The organism is Paenibacillus sp. F024, from assembly GCF_057814255.1.
Genome location: NZ_JBVASZ010000030.1, coordinates 17,512 through 33,506, shown reverse-complemented (window position 1 = coordinate 33,506; position 15,995 = coordinate 17,512). Strand labels below are relative to the sequence as shown.

The window sequence follows — 15,995 nt, the reverse complement described above, 5'->3', positions numbered from 1 at the left end:
TTGGAAGCCAATGATTCCGCGTTACTTGGTTAATTTTGATTTAGAACAGCTTCCTCATGTTTATACGGATGTCATTGTGATCGGCGCGGGAATTGCCGGTCTTTTTACCGCTTTGAAAGCGGCTGAAAAGCATAGGGTGCTGATGGTGACGAAAAAATCGCTGCTGGACAGCAATACCCGGTATGCCCAAGGGGGCATCGCGGCGGTGATATCGGACGAGGATTCTCCTGCGTATCACCGGCAGGATACACTCATTGCCGGAGCCGGGCTGTGTTCTTCCGCTGCCGTTGACGTTCTGGTCCATGAAGGTCCGGAGGGCGTTAAGGATCTGATCGGTATGGGTACGGAGTTCGATATGGAGGACGGCCGTTACGCCTTAACGAAGGAAGGGGCGCACAGCCAGCGGCGTATTCTTCATGCCCAAGGCGATGCGACCGGTGCGGAGATCGTACGTGCGCTTTCAGAGAAGATGAAGCAGGAGAAGAGCATTGAGATTTGGGACGACCACATCGTTATCGACCTGATCACCGATGACGGAATATGCTATGGCGCTTTGGTGCAAAAGCCGGACGGACAAAAGGTGTTCGTGCGGGCCAATGCGACGATTCTTTGCACCGGAGGGGCAGGACAGCTGTTTCGGTATACAACCAACCCCGAGATAGCCACAGGTGACGGAATCGCCATCGCCTACCGCGCAGGAGCGGATATACGCGATGTAGAGTTTGTCCAGTTTCATCCCACGGCATTATGCTACCCGGGGGCTCCGAGGTTTCTGATCTCGGAGGCCGTAAGGGGAGAAGGTGCAGTGCTCCGCAACATCAAGGGCGAGCGTTTTATGGAGCGATACCATCCCCAACTGGAGCTGGCGCCGCGGGATATTGTCGCGCGGGCCATTGTCAGCGAGATGGAGCAGACGAAGTCGACGTTTGTTTATATCGATTTTACCCACGAATCACATGAGTCGGTGAAGCGCCGGTTTCCGACCATCTATGAATTCTGCTTGAATTACGGTTTGGATTTGTCGTCCGACTGGATTCCGGTCGCCCCGGCAGCCCATTATATGATGGGTGGAGTGGAGACGGATTTATACGGAGAAACCACCGTGAAGCGTTTATTCGCATGCGGTGAGGTATCCTCTACCGGCGTTCACGGCGGTAACCGGTTGGCCAGCAACTCTTTGTCCGAAGCGATTGTGTTCGGACGGCGGATTGTTGAGCGGATTGAAAAGCTTTCGCCGATCGAAACGGTACCGCATGTGCGGGAGGAACGGCGCTCAAAGGACAACGCGATTCAACCGGTTGTTGAGAAGAAGCTGAAGCTTCAGAAGCTGATGCTTCGCTATGCAGGGCTAAAGCGGCATGCAAAGGGATTGGCCAAGGGTTATGAAGAACTTAGGCGTCACCTGTCTTATTTGGACAACTGCTTGTCCAAGCGGGAGGAGTACGAGTTTGCCAATCTGCTCATATGCGGGATCTTGACCACCCAGGCTGCATTGATTAGGGAGGAAAGCCGCGGGGGACACTACAGAGAAGATTTCCCGGAACGGGACGATCTGGTATGGCGTAAGCATACCGTGTTCAACCGGGTGAACGGAATTAAGGAAGGGAGAAGCGATGATGTTTGAGTTGAATCCAACCGTTCTGAATGAGAGCCTAAAACGGTGGCTGGAAGAAGACATCGGCATGGGCGATGTCACGACGATGACCACCATCCCTTCCGATTCAATGTCCAAGGGGATAATTCATGTAAAGGATCACGGCGTTGTGGCCGGCCTTCCTGTCGCGAAGGCGGTTTTTGCCCAGGTGGATCCTCAGCTTCAATTTGAGGCTAAAGTGAACGATGGAGATAACGTCTCCAAGGGTACCGTCATTGCTGAGGTTAGCGGAAGCACCCGCAGCATTCTGCTGGGGGAACGGCTGGCGCTCAATTTGCTGCAGCGCATGTCAGGTATCGCCACCCGGACAAGCCAGTTTATCGATCGGCTGGAGGGGGGTTCCTCGCGCCTGGTCGATACGCGCAAAACGACTCCGGGCCACCGCATGCTGGAGAAATACGCGGTACGCGTCGGCGGAGGGCATAACCATCGATTCGGATTATACGATGCTGTCATGATCAAGGACAATCACATCAAGGGAGCCGGGGGCATTGCGAAGGCGATTCAATCTGCACGAGCTCACATCCCTCATACGATGAAGATTGAAATCGAAGTGGAAAATTTCGTACAGCTCGATGAAGCGTTAAGTGCGGGCCCCGATATCATTATGCTGGACAATATGGTGCTGGAGCAAATGAAGGAAGCGGTGCTGCGCATTAAACAGCGGGCTCCGCATATCATTGTAGAAGCGTCGGGCAATGTATCGTTGGACAATATACGTGAAGTCGCTGAAACCGGCGTCGATGTCATTGCCGTGGGCCGGTTGACTTACTCTGTCCAGTCATTGGATATCAGCCTGGACTTGAATGAGCAGAAGGGTAAGAAGGAGGATCCTGCATGATCTTGGTGGTTGACGTGGGCAACACGAATATCGTACTCGGCATTTACGAGGGTAAGCAGCTGCTGCATCATTGGCGGCTTAGCACGAACCGGTCGGCCACCACGGACGAATACGGCATGATGATGGTGAATCTGTTCCGACATGCGGATATTGAATTGGAGCAGGTCGAAGGAATTATCATCTCTTCGGTCGTACCGCCGCTTATGTTTGTGCTGGAGCATTTATGTTTAAAATATTTAAAGAAAACACCATTGATCGTCGGGCCTGGAATCAAAACCGGTCTTAATATCCGCTATGAGAATCCAAAAGAAGTGGGAGCGGACCGGATTGTCAATGCCGTGGCAGCGATCGAATTGTATGGTTCACCCTGTATCGTGGTCGATTTTGGAACGGCCACTACATTCGATTATATTGATGAAGGCGGTCAGTACGTTGGCGGCGCCGTTGCGCCCGGGATTGGGATTTCGACGGAAGCCCTTTATCAGCGGGCAGCCAAGCTGCCGCGGATTGAACTGACCAAACCCAAAAGCGTGGTTGGACGAAATACGGTTGCATCTATGCAGGCGGGCATTATTTACGGCTTTGCGGGCCAGGTTGATGGTATTGTAGACCGGATCAAACAGGAATTCGGCTCAGAGCCTAAAGTGGTTGCGACCGGCGGCCTGGCGGAATTAATTTCGAGCGAATCCCGTACCATTGAGCTGGTAAATCCTCTGCTTACATTGCAAGGACTACAAATCATTTACGAACGAAATGTCGGATAACTTTTGTGCTGCAAAGCCATATTCGGGTACTAGAGAAGGAGCGGCATCATGCAGGATTATTTGATAAGAGCGACGGCGTATGAAGGGAAAGTGCGGGCTTTTGCAGTAAAAACGACCGGGATCGTAGAAGAGCTCCGGCGGCGGCATCTCACTACGCCAACCGCTACAGCGGCATTGGGGCGTACGGTAACCGCGGCTCTCATGATGGGTATCATGCTGAAGGGTGAAGAAAAGCTGACGGTACAAGTGAAAGGCGGAGGCCCTATCGGTCAGATCGTAGCGGATGCGAACGCCAAAGGGGAAGTGCGCGGCTATGTAGACAACCCGAGTGTCGACTTGCCCCTCAATTCCATCGGCAAGCTTGATGTGGCCGGCGCCGTCGGTACAGACGGATTTTTATATATAACCAAAGACCTTGGCTTAAAGGAGCCTTATCGCGGAAGCGTACCGATCGTCTCCGGAGAGCTGGGTGAAGATTTCACGTATTATTTTGTCAAATCGGAGCAGACCCCATCGGCTGTCGCTTTGGGTGTGCTTGTGGACGTTGACTATACCGTCAAAACGGCCGGAGGCTTCATTATTCAGCTGCTTCCGGGGCTTGGAGACGAGGAAATCGGACAAATCGAGAAGGAGCTGAGCGCTCTTCCTCCCATCACCACGCTGCTGGACCGTGGCGAATCGCTGGAATCCATTCTGGAAACTCTGCTGCCCGGGGCCAAGGTGCTTGAGCGCAGAGACGACGTCCGTTTCCAGTGCAAATGCTCGCGTGAGCGTGTGGAGCAGACCCTGATTAGTCTGGGGCGCTCTGAGATAGAGCAGATGCTGGAAGAGGATGGGCATGCGGAAGTGGTGTGCCATTTTTGCAATGAAAAGTACCATTTCAGCGGGGAGGATTTGAAAATCCTTATTCAGGCCTTGTAAGCCAGGAGAACGTTCGGGCGGAGGCGCTCTGTCCGAATGTATAGAGAGCGACAATCGAGGGGATAGGATATGCGAAACGTAAAGGTGCTATGGGGAATGATCGTTGTTTTGCTGATCGCCGTTGTCATCCTCTCCTCCGTACTGACGGCCCAGAACTTACAACCACCCGATTCAGACAACATTCAGGACCAGCCTCAGAATGGAAGAGAGGCACGCATTGTCGCCACCGTTGGAACCAAGAACATTACCATCGGAGACGTAGAGGAGCAGCTGCTCCAAAAGCATGGAAGTCAGCAGCTGGACCAAATGATAGATCAGGAAGTTATTCGTGCAGAGGCTGAAACGCAAGGGATTCAAGTGAGTGAAAGCGAAGTTCAGCAGGAGCTGAAACGGATGCAGCAGGGCTATGACAGCGAAAGCCAGTTTTACGAATTGATGAAAGAGCAGCTTGGCTTTACTCCCGAGGCTTTGAAGAAGGATGTATACAACAAATTGCTTGGCGACAAAATTACGATTCAAGGCATTGTCATTACGGATCAGGAAGTAGAAGCTTACATCCGTGCCCATCAAGAAGAGTTTAAGCCCCGCATACAGCTTAAGCTGCAGCATATTGTGGCTGCCAACCGGGATCAGGCGCAAAGAGCGCTCGATGACTTGGCCAAGGGCGAAAGCTTTGCTCAAGTAGCCAGGGAGCGTTCGCTTGACGACGCCACGCGGGACAGTGGTGGAGATTTAGGCTGGCTTGATGATGATGATCCATTCATCCATCCGGCTGTAATGAAAGCGGCCGGATCACTAAAACCGGGAGAAATCAGCAAGCCCGTTGAGGCTGACGGACATTATGTGATTGTTCGCCTTGCGGATCGGAAGGAGCAGTCCAAGGGCAGCCCGGAGGAACTGCGCGAACAAGTCCGTAAGGAGCTTGCTTTACGTGAAGCTCCGCCCCTAAATGAAACGCTGAAGAATCTCAGACAAAAGTGGAATGTGACCATTCGCGAGTCTTTCTAACTAGAGCAGTGCCCGAAAATGTGTATTGACAACCTCCTTAAGGGTTGATAAGATAAAATTATAATACCTAGCAAAATACTCGGATATTTTGATGTGAACTTGAGGAGGAGAACGGAATGGCCAGACTAGTACAAAATGTAACGGAATTAATTGGGGATACTCCGCTTGTGAAATTGAACCGTGTCGTACCGGAAGGCAGTGCGGAGGTCTATGTTAAGCTCGAGTTCCAAAACCCGGGTGCAAGTGTAAAAGACCGCATCGCCATCAGCATGATCAATGTGGCTGAACAAGAGGGACGCATTAAACCGGGCGATACCATTGTGGAGCCGACAAGCGGTAATACAGGTATCGGTCTGGCTATGGTCGCTGCCGCTAAAGGGTACAAAGCGATTCTGGTTATGCCGGAGACCATGTCTATGGAAAGACGTAACCTCCTTCGCGCTTACGGTGCGCAGCTGGTGCTGACGCCTGGAGCAGAAGGAATGAAGGGCGCGATTAAGCGCGCGGAAGAGATTGTAGCCGAGAACCCTAGCTACTTTATGCCTCAGCAATTTAAGAACCAAGCGAACGTCAAAATCCACCGCGAGACAACAGGACCTGAAATCGTGGAAGCCATCAAATCCCACGATGGTAAGCTGGATGCCTTTATCGCGGGAATCGGCACAGGCGGAACGATCACCGGCGCCGGCAGCGTTCTGAAGGAAAGCTTCCCGAACATCAAGGTCTATGCCGTTGAGCCGTCGGCATCTCCCGTATTGTCCGGAGGCAAGCCGGGTCCGCATAAAATTCAAGGGATTGGCGCTGGATTCGTACCGGATATCCTGAATACTAATATCTACGACGGCGTTATCGCTGTGGAGAACGATGAAGCATTCGAAACCTCCCGCCGTGTAGCCAAAGAAGAAGGCATCCTGGGAGGCATCTCCTCCGGGGCGGCGATTTTCGCTGCGTTGAAAGTGGCGAAGGAGCTTGGCGCAGGCAAGCGCGTCGTAGCGGTTGTTCCAAGTAACGGCGAGCGTTATCTGTCTACTCCGCTGTATCAATTCGAAGACTAATAGTAGTAAGCCTGCGCGGCCTGGTGCCTCGCAGGCTTTTTTAGTGCGCCCAAACACGAGAAATAAAACGCTTTACAAAAATCTTGAGATAAGATAATATGAAATCACTTACTAAACCGATTTATCAAAACCGGTTTAGTAACGGAGTCAGCAAAAGGAGATCACATGATGAAAACCGTTAAAATGGAAGATATAGCTAAAGCGGCCGGTGTTTCCAAGAGCACCGTTTCCCAATTTTTGAATAAGCGTTTTGAGTTTATGAGCCAAGAAACGAGAGAGAAAATCGAAAGGGTCATAAAAGAAACCGGTTACCAGCCTAATGTTCTTGCAAGGAGCTTAAAAGTAAAAAAAACAAACACCATAGGGGTCATTGTTTCTAATATTATGTATTATTTTTCGACGGCGGTCAGCCGCGGGATTGAGGATTACTGCAACCAGCATAATTACAATGTGATTCTATGCAATACAGACAATAATCCGGAAAAGGAAAAGAAATATTGGGAAATGTTATTGACTAAACAAGTGGATGGAATCATTACTGCTTCTTCCAATATAGAAAACAATGAATTCCTGCATGACATGATTGAAAAAAATTTTCCCGTCGTACTGATCGATAGAAAGCTGCCGGATGTCAAGGTAAGCGGCGTCTTTTCAGATAACGTTGGGGGAGCCCGAGCGGCAGTCGATCATTTGGTTGAACTTGGGCACAGAAAAATCGCTTACTTATCTCCTACTATCCAAGGAATATCACCTAGACAGGAACGTTACGAAGGCTATGTCCAAGCCTTAAAAGCACATCAAATTGAAGTGCAAACCGATTATATTCAGTTTATTGATCAGGTGTCCTATACAAAAGAGAGTCTGATGACATTTTTACGTCTTCCAAAACCGCCTACGGCTATTCTCTGCACAAACGATTTGGTCACGATGGAGGCACTGAAGATATTAAAGGAAGAAGGCATCAGAATACCTCAAGATTTGGCGTTAATCGGCTTTGATGATTCTCCTTGGACGATCCTAATGGATCCTCCGTTGACAGTAGTGGCCCAGCGAACTTATGAAATTGGATATAAGAGTGCAGAGTTTCTTCTCGACCAAATCAAAAATCCGAAATCCAAGCGATTTCAGTCCCACATTTTTGATTGCAAGCTGCAGGTGCGAAAGTCTTGCGGTTTTCAATAAAGCATTTCGCATTCAAATGGTTGATTTGTATGAAGTTGAAGGAGGAAGAGGAAATCTATGAATCAACCAAAAATTTTGAGAAAAGGGAAAGCGATTTCATTGTGCAAGGGTAAAGACCCCCCCTATGTAAGGAGAAAAATGCAATAAAGCATTTTTTTAAATACTAAACCGGTTTATGAGGAGGATGTTTCAATGGATTTCAGACTTAGCGAAGAAGAAGTGATGATTAAAAAACTCGCCAGGGATTTTGCGGAAAAGGAAATTCAACCGCTTGCTAAACAATGGAATGAAGAAGGAGGATTGCCGAAGGAAATTTTTCACAAGATGGGCGATCTCGGACTTGTCGGGGTTCCATATCCGGAGGAGTACGGCGGAGTAGGGGGGAGCTGGCTGGCTTTCGTTCTGGTTCATGAAGAACTGTCCCGCATCGACCCGTCCGTAACGAACTCGATTATGGGCAATTCCTCGGTATGCTCGTTATTAAATGCCTTTGGTACGGAGGAACAGAAGCGGGAATGGCTCCTTCCGATTGTCAAAGGGGAAAAAATTGGTGCGATTGCTTTAACGGAACCGAATGCCGGCTCCGATGCGAGAAACTTGAAAACAACGGCCCGGCTTGAGGGTAACCACTGGGTGATTAACGGCAGCAAAACGTTCATCTCCAATTCAGGTACCGATATCACAGGTCCGGTCATCGTCGCCGCCGTAACCAACCAAACGGACAATAAAAAGCAGATCAGTACTTTCGTCGTGCCAAGCGGTACCCCAGGTCTCATCGTTAGCCCTCAGTTGAAAAAAATCGGGTTCTGCGGAAACGATACGCGGGAGTTAACCTTCGAAGACTGCCGAATTCCGAAAGATTATTTATTGGGTGATGAAACGAAAGGCTATAAACAAGCCTTGGAAACCATCTCTTCGGGCAGATTTTTGATCGCCGCTATGGGACTGGGTTTGGCACAAGGCTGTTTGGATATGACGCTTCAATATGTCCATGAAAGAGAAGCTTTCGGCTCTTTATTGAAAGATTTCCAAAATACCCAGTTTCAATTGGCCGAAATGGCTACGAAAATTGAGCTTTCCCGCCTGATTACCTATAAGGCCGCTGCTTTAAGGGACATGGGACAACCGTTTGCGATGGAAGCTTCCATGGCCAAAATGTATGCTACGCAATCGGCTATGGAAGTCGCTCATGCCGCTGTACAAATGCACGGAGGCTATGGGGTGATGAAGGAATACGACGTATCACGGTTTTTCGGTGACGCCAAAGTACTGGAAATCGTCGAAGGAACAAACGAAATCCAGAAGATTGTTATTTCCCGCTTGCTGTATAACCATTTTAAACAATAAGAGTCGGGTAGCTTAGCAGATAAGGCTAAACCTTCCAAAGGAGATCAACCCATATGAATATTTTGGTGTGTATCAAGCAAACCTTCGATACCGAGGAGAAGATTGCGGTTTTGGACGGCCAAGTTGCAGCGGATGGTGCGGAATACATTGTGAACCCCTATGACGAATATGCACTGGAAGAAGCGATCCGGCTAAAGGAAAATAAAGGCGGAGAAATCACAGTTGTGAGTGTAGGCCCGGACCGCACGGAAGCCGCTTTGCGGACCGCGCTGGCCATGGGTGCCGACAAAGCCGTTCTGGTCAGCGATGATGTGCTCATAAGCGATGAATTGGTTACAGCTAAGGTATTGTCCGCTGTGGCTCGAAGGAACAGCTATGATCTTATTCTTTCTGGGTGCATGTCGATCGATAACGGCTCCTCTCAGGTGGGCCCGCGTATAGCGGAGGAATTGGATATTCCCCATGTTTCGGTTGTAACCGGATTAGAAATAGCAGATGGTAAAGCGGTGGTTGAACGGGACGCCGAGGGAGACTTGGAAATCGTGGAATGCTCGCTCCCCGCGCTCTTTACCGCCCAGCAAGGTCTCAATGAGCCCCGTTATCCGTCGCTTCCGGGTATCATGAAAGCCAAAAGCAAACCATTGGAACGGTTAACCCTAGCCGATTTAGCATTAGATCCGCAGCGCTTGGCAGCAATGACGGAAGTGATAGAGACCTACCTTCCTCCACAAAAACAACCCGGCAAACGGCTTAAGGGTGAAGTGACAGATCAGGTTAAAGAGTTGGTCCGGCTGCTTCGTTCGGATGAAAAAGTGATCTAGAGTAGGAGGAATGTCAAAATGAACAGACATGTATTGATTTTTGCGGAAACACGCGAAACCGGCCTGCGCAACGTTGCCCTTGAATCATTGGCTGCGGCAAGAAGGATTGCCGGGGGAGGACAAGTTACCGCTGTTATGTTCGGAAGCGAAGTAAAAGAGCATGCCGTGAAGCTAGCGAAATTCGGGCCTGATCAAATCGTCATCGTACCCAACCCAAAATTAAATACGTATACATCAGACGGTTATGCCCAAGCCTTTACGGAGGTCATCCGCAGGGCTAATCCTGACGCTATATTACTCGGTCATACGGCTATCGGCAAAGATATGGCAGCGCGAGTGGCCGCCCGGTTGAATGTGGGATTACTATCGGATTGCACTGGCCTAGAGGTGGCGGATGGAGATATCGTTTTTGATCGACCCGTTTATTCAGGTAAAGCTTTTCAGAAGAAAAAGGTTCAAGAAGGCATCTTATTTGCCACCCTACGTCCTAATAATATCGCTACAGACGGGTTACAGGAAACAGGAAACGCTAAGATTGACGAATGGTCTGTTGAAATCAAAGACTTGCGGTCTGTTGTACGGGAGGTCGTCCGAAAAACGTCTTCCGGAATGGATTTGAGTGAAGCTAAAATTGTGATATCCGGGGGCCGGGGGCTCAAAAGCGCGGACGGTTTTGAGCCGCTTAAGGAATTGGCGGACACGCTTGGAGGTGCTGTCGGTGCTTCCAGGGGAGCATGCGATGCGGGGTATTGCGATTATTCTTTGCAGATCGGCCAAACAGGTAAAGTGGTTACGCCCGATTTGTATATCGCTTGCGGTATTTCCGGTGCCATTCAACATTTGGCAGGCATGTCCAATTCCCGCGTCATTGTCGCGATTAACAAAGATCCGGAAGCGCCTATTTTTCAAGTTGCCGACTATGGCATCGTCGGAGATTTGTTTGATGTCGTTCCTTTGCTGACGCAAGAATTTAAAGCGATGCTTTCGAGGGGCTGATCTTTCCGGGATTCCCGAGCGAAAACAAGGAGGTTCATCTTATGCTTATGTTTTTGCATTCCCTCGGTTTTTTGCTGGCTGTGGGGTACGCAACCTATCTTATGGTCTATGTGCTGAAAAGCCGCTTTCAATTTATTCGTTTGGGCCGGGAGATGGCAGCTCCGATGAGCATGAAAGACCGGATGAATGAGATTTGGGTCAACGTATTTGGCCATAAGAAGCTTCTGAAGGACCGAAAAAGCGGAATCATGCATGTAATTATGTTTTACGGGTTTATCATATTGCAATTCGGCGCTTTGGAATTGATTGTTAAAGGTTTTGTGAAGGGTTGGGAAGTGCCGATTGATCCCTTCCACAAGTATTTCAGCTTATCACAGGAAATAACGGTGGTATTGGTGCTTTTCGCGGTTTGCTATGCCTGCTATCGAAGGTTCATTGAAAAGCTGGAGCGATTGAAGAGGGGACTTAAAGCGGGTATCGTACTTATTTTTATCGGCTCTCTGATGCTTACCGTGCTGCTGTCTCTAGCGTTTGAGGCCATTTGGCTGGAGCGGGATATGAGCGTATACGCCCCATTTTCCTCCTTGATGGCGATGGGGTTTTCCGGTATGGGTTCCAAGGCAGCCGGAGGTTTGTTTTATCTGTTTTGGTGGCTGCATTTGATCACTTTATTGGCGTTCGCCGTGTATGTACCGCAGTCCAAGCATGCACACTTGATTTTCGCTCCGATCAATATCTTTCTTAAAAAAGCGGACCCTCCGGGGAAGCTGTCCAGCATCAATTTTGAAGATGAAACCCTTCAGGAATACGGTGTGAGCAAGGTCGAACAGTTTCGTCAGGATCAGCTTCTTGATTTCTACTCCTGCGTCGAGTGCGGCCGCTGCACAAGCGTGTGCCCGGCAGCCGGTACGGGGAAGATGCTTTCGCCGATGGATGTCATTGTGAAGATGCGGGATCATTTGACGGATAAAGGCGCCGCCATCACTTCCCGCTCTCCTTGGGTCCCGGCCGTTGCATTTGGTCAAAATACCGAAAGCGCTTCGTGTAATGCCGCCGAAGTCAATCTCATCGGAGATGTGATCTCGGAACAGGAATTGTGGGCTTGCACGACATGCCGTAATTGTGAGGATGCTTGTCCGGTAGCCAATGAGCACGTTGAAATGATTGTAGACATGCGGCGTTCACTGGTGCTGACGGAAGGAAAGATGCCTGCGGAGCTTAGCCGGACGTTTCAAAATATTGAACGGCAGGGGAATCCGTGGGGGATGAACCGAAACCAAAGGGTGAACTGGCGGGACAACTTGGAAAAAGATATCGCCCCTACTGTAAAAGAAGTAGACGATTTCGAATATTTATTTTTTGTCGGTTCGATGGGTTCATATGACAGAAGAACAATCAAGGTCTCGGAAGCTGTTGTCAAGCTGCTGCATACGGCAGGGGTAAAAATCGCTATCCTTGGAAACGAGGAAAAAAACTCGGGCGATACGGCGAGACGCTCAGGTAATGAATTTATGTTCCAGCAATTGGCTAGGGAAAATATCGAGACTTTCCAAAAATACAATGTAAAAAAAATTGTGACCGCCTGTCCGCATACGTTCAACACGTTTAAAAACGAGTATCCGGAATTTGGTTTGCGGGCGGAAGTATACCATCATACCGAATTGCTGTTCAATCTGTTGAGGGAAGGCCGTCTGAAGCCCAAAAATGAGGTCAATGAACGCATTACTTATCATGATTCTTGTTATATGGGGCGCTATAACAATGTATACGACATGCCGCGCGAAGTATTGAGGGCGATTCCCGGGATTGAACTTGTCGAAATGGAGCGAAGCCGTGAGAACAGCATGTGCTGCGGGGCCGGAGGGGGAATGATGTGGATGGAAGAGAAGGAAGGTAAACGCGTGAATGTGCAACGAATGGAACAAGCGTTAAGCGTTCATCCGACCATGATAGCCAGCGCATGTCCCTATTGCCTGACGATGATCAGTGACGGGGCCAAAGCGAAAGAAATGGAAGGTACGGTACAATCGATGGATATCGCTGAACTTGCTCAAAGCTGTTTGATCCTTTCCATGAATATCCTAAAATCCCATTGACAGGGTATCAAGCGGGTGATAAGATTAGATGCAGTGAAACCGGTTTCAGCAACCGGTTTCATTATCGGATATTTCACCAGTCGATACTATTGATTTAATGACAAAAGGATGGGATGAAGTGTTACAGGAAAAGTTCAGTCAGAAGCACAGTGTTTCACGTCCGACCATCGATGATGTCGCTCGAACAGCCGGGGTTTCAAAGACAACCATTTCTCGATTCTTAAGCGGAAAATTCGACTCCATTGCCGAAGCCACCCGAAAGCGGATTCAAGAAGTAATCATGGAGCTCAATTATAGACCTAACCAGATGGCGCGCGGATTAAAAAAAGACAGAAGCTATTTGGTCGGATTCGTCATGGCCGATATAACGAACCCCTATTCGGTCGGTGCGTTACGGGGAGCGGAAGACGTTTGCAGAAAGAACGGATATAACTTAATGGTGTGCAATACGAATAACGATCCTGAAATTGAAAGGAATTATATTTATCTTCTCCAGGCACACCGGATTGACGGGTTACTGATTACTCCAACAGGCTTCAATAACGATACGCTTAATGAACTTTCAAACGACTACACATCGGTTGTACTGGTGGACCGGAAAATGCCGGAGTTCCAGTTTGACGTGATTGGCTCAGACAACTATAGATCAACGCAGGAGGCTGTACAGTTTTTACTTGATTATGGATATGACAGAATTGCGTACTTCAGTGAGCCGTTTGACCATGTAATGACACGCTTAGAGCGTGTACAGGCATTTCGCGATACCCTTCATACGGTGAATCACCCTAGCGTCCATGACGTCTATTCCATCGATTTGAACGTGGAGGGCCAGCTGGAACAAAAGGTAAATCAATTTTTATCGGAGACCGGACATTGCTCCAGAGCGATTTTTGCCGGAAACGCGGTCATGTTATTGAAGATAATCACTACTCTGCAGAACAAAGGAGTACAAATACCCGAGCATGTTTCGATGATCGGATTCGATGATCCGGAATGGGCGTCCCTAATCGGCACCGGAATTACCACCATCGCCCAACAAACGCATCAAATCGGAATGTTGGCTATGGAACAAGTATTGAAGCGCATCAATGGGATAAAAGAAGACCCGCAAAAAATTCAGCTTCCGACAAAATTAATGGTGCGTGGATCTACTCCCAGAAGAAAATAATCGGGATATCCATCCAAACCATTCCCATGATCAAATTTTTTTTAAAACGTAATGGAACCGGTTTCATTGAATGAACAGGAAGTGGAAAATTGGCTGGTTATTTTTTTGAAATGCAATGGAACCGGTTCCATTGCAGGATCTCAGAGGAGTGAAGAAGATGACGGCGGTGTTTATCGCAGTTTCCGCTTATGAACGTGATTTGGTTTCTGCCCAAGGGTATGAAGCTCTTATTCAATGGATCGCACTATCCAATGCCAACGGAGTGGAAATTCGCCGAGAGCTGCTGCCGGAAGGGAATCTGCAGTTACATATGATACGGTCGGAGATAGAACGGTACGGTATCGATTCGACTTATTCGACTCCGGTTGAACTATGGAGGGAAGACGGGTCGCTCAACAAGCCTAAGCTGGTTGAAGCTCTTCAAGAGGCTAAGGAACTGGGAGCGCGGATCATAAAGGTGACGTTGGGTGCCTACCTTCCGGGAGTATCTCCATTGGCAGAGCTCAAATCTCTACTGCTGCAAATGCAATGGGACGGACCACCATGTGAATTCACGGTGGAAAATGACCAGAACCCATACTCCGGTCATGTCTGCCCCATTAAGCGATTTTTTGAAGAGTGTTCAGCAGCAGCAGTTCCCATCGGCATGACGTTTGATATAGGGAATTGGCATTGGGTCGGTCAAAGCCCGTTAGAAGCCGCAGTCAAGCTTGCGAAATACACACGTTATATTCACTGCAAGCAGGTTGACCGGAAAGAAGGCGGACATCCGAGAACCGTATCGCTTACTCAAGAATCAAAAGCGGAGTGGAGGGATGTATTGTCCATGTTCTCTCATGAGCTTCCGCGTTGTATTGAGTTTCCACTACAGGGAGCCGATGTGAGACAGGTTACAAGCCATTATGTTCAGCTATTAGGCAGCGCTTGAATGGCAAGCTAAATCTTAAGAAAGGCAGGTATGGCATGAAATCTTCTTTGGATGTTGTCACTTTTGGGGAAGCGATGACACTTTTTATAGCCGATGACGTTGGGGAGCTGGAACGGGTCGAACGTTTCAGCCGGGGGTTGGCCGGCGCGGAGACGAACGTTGCCATCGGCTTAGCCCGCCTCGGCCTTAAAGTTGGCTGGGTAAGCAAAGTAGGCGATGATCCTTTTGGCAAATACATAACCGAAGCGCTTAAGCGAGAAGGTCTGGATGTCGGCTGCGTTCAAGTGGATGGACGCTATCCTACAGGATTTCAATTAAAATCGAAGGTCGATTCCGGAGACCCTGCGGTTCATTATTTTCGAAAGGGGTCTGCTGCAAGCACGATTTCTCCGGAAGATTTAGATGCCGATTATTTTCAAACCGCAAGGCATCTTCATATGACAGGGATTCCGCCAGCGATATCGGATTCTGCGCGACATTTTGCAGCTTTGGCTGCCGAGCGCATGAAAGAGGCCGGACGAACCGTTTCGTTTGATCCGAATTTACGTCCCGCGTTGTGGAGCAGCGAAGAGCGTATGATCCAGGTGGTCAATAGCTTTGCCGGCAAAGCGGATTGGATTTTTCCCGGTATCGCCGAAGGCGAAATATTGACCGGCTACAGCAAGCCCCGCGATATCGCCGCTTTTTATCTCGAGCTGGGCGCTAAGCTCGTCGTTGTCAAGCTGGGACCGGAGGGAGCATACTGCCGAATGGGGGAGGAAGAGTATGAGGTGCCTGGATATCCGGTATTCAAAGTGGTCGATACCGTCGGCGCCGGAGATGGCTTTGCCGTCGGCGTGATCAGCGGATTAGTGGAAGGATTGGAGCTAAAAGATGCGGTTAAACGCGGCAATGCGATCGGTTCGCTTGTCGTCATGATGCCGGGAGATTCTGACGGATTGCCTACAAGGGATCAACTGGATGCTTATATGAATTTAAACAGGGCGTGATCAGTCATGAATATTCAGCTTGCGCTTGACCGGATGTCCATTGAACAGGCTATTGAAGTGGGCAAGCGAACCGAAGCGTATGTTCATTGGATGGAGGTAGGCACTTCATTGATTAAAGAGTTCGGAATGGAAAGCGTCAGAGCCTTAAGAAAGGCGTTTCCGGAAAGCGGAACATCCCGAAAAAGCCGCTCGACGCATCTATGAAACGGCCAACAAATTCGTATA

Annotated in this window: 15 protein-coding genes; all 15 read left to right on the top strand. The window is 49.2% G+C overall.

What is annotated here, in order from left to right; genetic code table 11:
* Positions 1–10: 10 nt before the first annotated feature.
* The 15 genes from nadB to ACZYR9_RS22170 all read left to right on the top strand — a co-directional run bounded on the left by nadB (position 11) and on the right by ACZYR9_RS22170 (position 15,974).
* Positions 11–1,624, top strand: coding sequence for an L-aspartate oxidase (nadB, locus tag ACZYR9_RS22240; RefSeq protein WP_488980628.1), 1,614 nt, complete (start codon positions 11–13; stop codon positions 1,622–1,624).
* Complete coding sequence (gene nadC / locus ACZYR9_RS22235; protein WP_488980627.1) at positions 1,614–2,495, top strand: carboxylating nicotinate-nucleotide diphosphorylase; 882 nt, start codon at positions 1,614–1,616, stop codon at positions 2,493–2,495. The genes nadB and nadC overlap by 11 nt, the downstream gene beginning before the upstream one ends.
* Positions 2,492–3,259, top strand: coding sequence for a type III pantothenate kinase (locus ACZYR9_RS22230; protein ID WP_488980626.1), 768 nt, complete (start codon positions 2,492–2,494; stop codon positions 3,257–3,259). Before nadC ends, ACZYR9_RS22230 begins: the two co-directional genes overlap by 4 nt.
* A 48-nt stretch (positions 3,260–3,307) precedes the next feature.
* On the top strand, positions 3,308–4,180 hold the full coding sequence (hslO, locus tag ACZYR9_RS22225) for an Hsp33 family molecular chaperone HslO (protein WP_488980625.1): 873 nt from the start codon (positions 3,308–3,310) through the stop codon (positions 4,178–4,180).
* A 69-nt stretch (positions 4,181–4,249) separates the two neighbouring features.
* Complete coding sequence (locus tag ACZYR9_RS22220) at positions 4,250–5,188, top strand: peptidyl-prolyl cis-trans isomerase (RefSeq protein ID WP_488980624.1); 939 nt, start codon at positions 4,250–4,252, stop codon at positions 5,186–5,188.
* A 116-nt stretch (positions 5,189–5,304) separates the two neighbouring features.
* Positions 5,305–6,243 (top strand): cysteine synthase A, encoded by a 939-nt coding sequence (gene cysK, locus ACZYR9_RS22215; protein ID WP_488980623.1) that lies wholly within the window; start codon positions 5,305–5,307, stop codon positions 6,241–6,243.
* A 165-nt stretch (positions 6,244–6,408) separates the two neighbouring features.
* Entirely contained in the window at positions 6,409–7,425 is a 1,017-nt protein-coding gene (locus ACZYR9_RS22210; protein WP_488980622.1) for a LacI family DNA-binding transcriptional regulator, read from the top strand.
* Between the two features lie 192 nt (positions 7,426–7,617).
* On the top strand, positions 7,618–8,772 hold the full coding sequence (locus tag ACZYR9_RS22205; RefSeq protein WP_488980621.1) for an acyl-CoA dehydrogenase family protein: 1,155 nt from the start codon (positions 7,618–7,620) through the stop codon (positions 8,770–8,772).
* 53 nt (positions 8,773–8,825) lie between these two features.
* Positions 8,826–9,593: an electron transfer flavoprotein subunit beta/FixA family protein gene (locus tag ACZYR9_RS22200; protein WP_488980620.1), complete on the top strand. Its 768-nt coding sequence runs from the start codon at positions 8,826–8,828 to the stop codon at positions 9,591–9,593.
* An 18-nt stretch (positions 9,594–9,611) separates the two neighbouring features.
* Complete coding sequence (locus ACZYR9_RS22195; protein ID WP_488980619.1) at positions 9,612–10,589, top strand: electron transfer flavoprotein subunit alpha/FixB family protein; 978 nt, start codon at positions 9,612–9,614, stop codon at positions 10,587–10,589.
* A 41-nt stretch (positions 10,590–10,630) separates the two neighbouring features.
* A complete protein-coding gene (locus tag ACZYR9_RS22190; RefSeq protein WP_488980618.1) occupies positions 10,631–12,685 on the top strand; it encodes a (Fe-S)-binding protein in 2,055 nt (684 codons plus the stop codon).
* A 118-nt stretch (positions 12,686–12,803) separates the two neighbouring features.
* Positions 12,804–13,853, top strand: coding sequence for a LacI family DNA-binding transcriptional regulator (locus tag ACZYR9_RS22185; RefSeq protein ID WP_488980617.1), 1,050 nt, complete (start codon positions 12,804–12,806; stop codon positions 13,851–13,853).
* A gap of 157 nt (positions 13,854–14,010) precedes the next feature.
* Complete coding sequence (locus ACZYR9_RS22180) at positions 14,011–14,781, top strand: sugar phosphate isomerase/epimerase family protein (RefSeq protein WP_488980616.1); 771 nt, start codon at positions 14,011–14,013, stop codon at positions 14,779–14,781.
* Positions 14,782–14,816: 35 nt separating this feature from the next.
* Entirely contained in the window at positions 14,817–15,770 is a 954-nt protein-coding gene (locus ACZYR9_RS22175; protein WP_488980615.1) for a sugar kinase, read from the top strand.
* A gap of 6 nt (positions 15,771–15,776) precedes the next feature.
* Entirely contained in the window at positions 15,777–15,974 is a 198-nt protein-coding gene (locus ACZYR9_RS22170; RefSeq protein ID WP_488980614.1) for an orotidine 5'-phosphate decarboxylase / HUMPS family protein, read from the top strand.
* Positions 15,975–15,995 lie beyond the last annotated feature (21 nt).

Coding starts and splice junctions, on each gene's coding strand:
- ACZYR9_RS22190 (WP_488980618.1), top strand. CDS start 10,631: ATGCTTATGTTTTTGCATTCCCTCGGTTTTTTGCTGGCTGTGGGGTAC.
- ACZYR9_RS22180 (WP_488980616.1), top strand. CDS start 14,011: ATGACGGCGGTGTTTATCGCAGTTTCCGCTTATGAACGTGATTTGGTT.
- ACZYR9_RS22170 (WP_488980614.1), top strand. CDS start 15,777: ATGAATATTCAGCTTGCGCTTGACCGGATGTCCATTGAACAGGCTATT.
- nadC (WP_488980627.1), top strand. CDS start 1,614: ATGATGTTTGAGTTGAATCCAACCGTTCTGAATGAGAGCCTAAAACGG.
- ACZYR9_RS22200 (WP_488980620.1), top strand. CDS start 8,826: ATGAATATTTTGGTGTGTATCAAGCAAACCTTCGATACCGAGGAGAAG.
- ACZYR9_RS22220 (WP_488980624.1), top strand. CDS start 4,250: ATGCGAAACGTAAAGGTGCTATGGGGAATGATCGTTGTTTTGCTGATC.
- cysK (WP_488980623.1), top strand. CDS start 5,305: ATGGCCAGACTAGTACAAAATGTAACGGAATTAATTGGGGATACTCCG.
- ACZYR9_RS22205 (WP_488980621.1), top strand. CDS start 7,618: ATGGATTTCAGACTTAGCGAAGAAGAAGTGATGATTAAAAAACTCGCC.
- ACZYR9_RS22195 (WP_488980619.1), top strand. CDS start 9,612: ATGAACAGACATGTATTGATTTTTGCGGAAACACGCGAAACCGGCCTG.
- ACZYR9_RS22175 (WP_488980615.1), top strand. CDS start 14,817: ATGAAATCTTCTTTGGATGTTGTCACTTTTGGGGAAGCGATGACACTT.
- hslO (WP_488980625.1), top strand. CDS start 3,308: ATGCAGGATTATTTGATAAGAGCGACGGCGTATGAAGGGAAAGTGCGG.
- nadB (WP_488980628.1), top strand. CDS start 11: ATGATTCCGCGTTACTTGGTTAATTTTGATTTAGAACAGCTTCCTCAT.
- ACZYR9_RS22230 (WP_488980626.1), top strand. CDS start 2,492: ATGATCTTGGTGGTTGACGTGGGCAACACGAATATCGTACTCGGCATT.
- ACZYR9_RS22210 (WP_488980622.1), top strand. CDS start 6,409: ATGATGAAAACCGTTAAAATGGAAGATATAGCTAAAGCGGCCGGTGTT.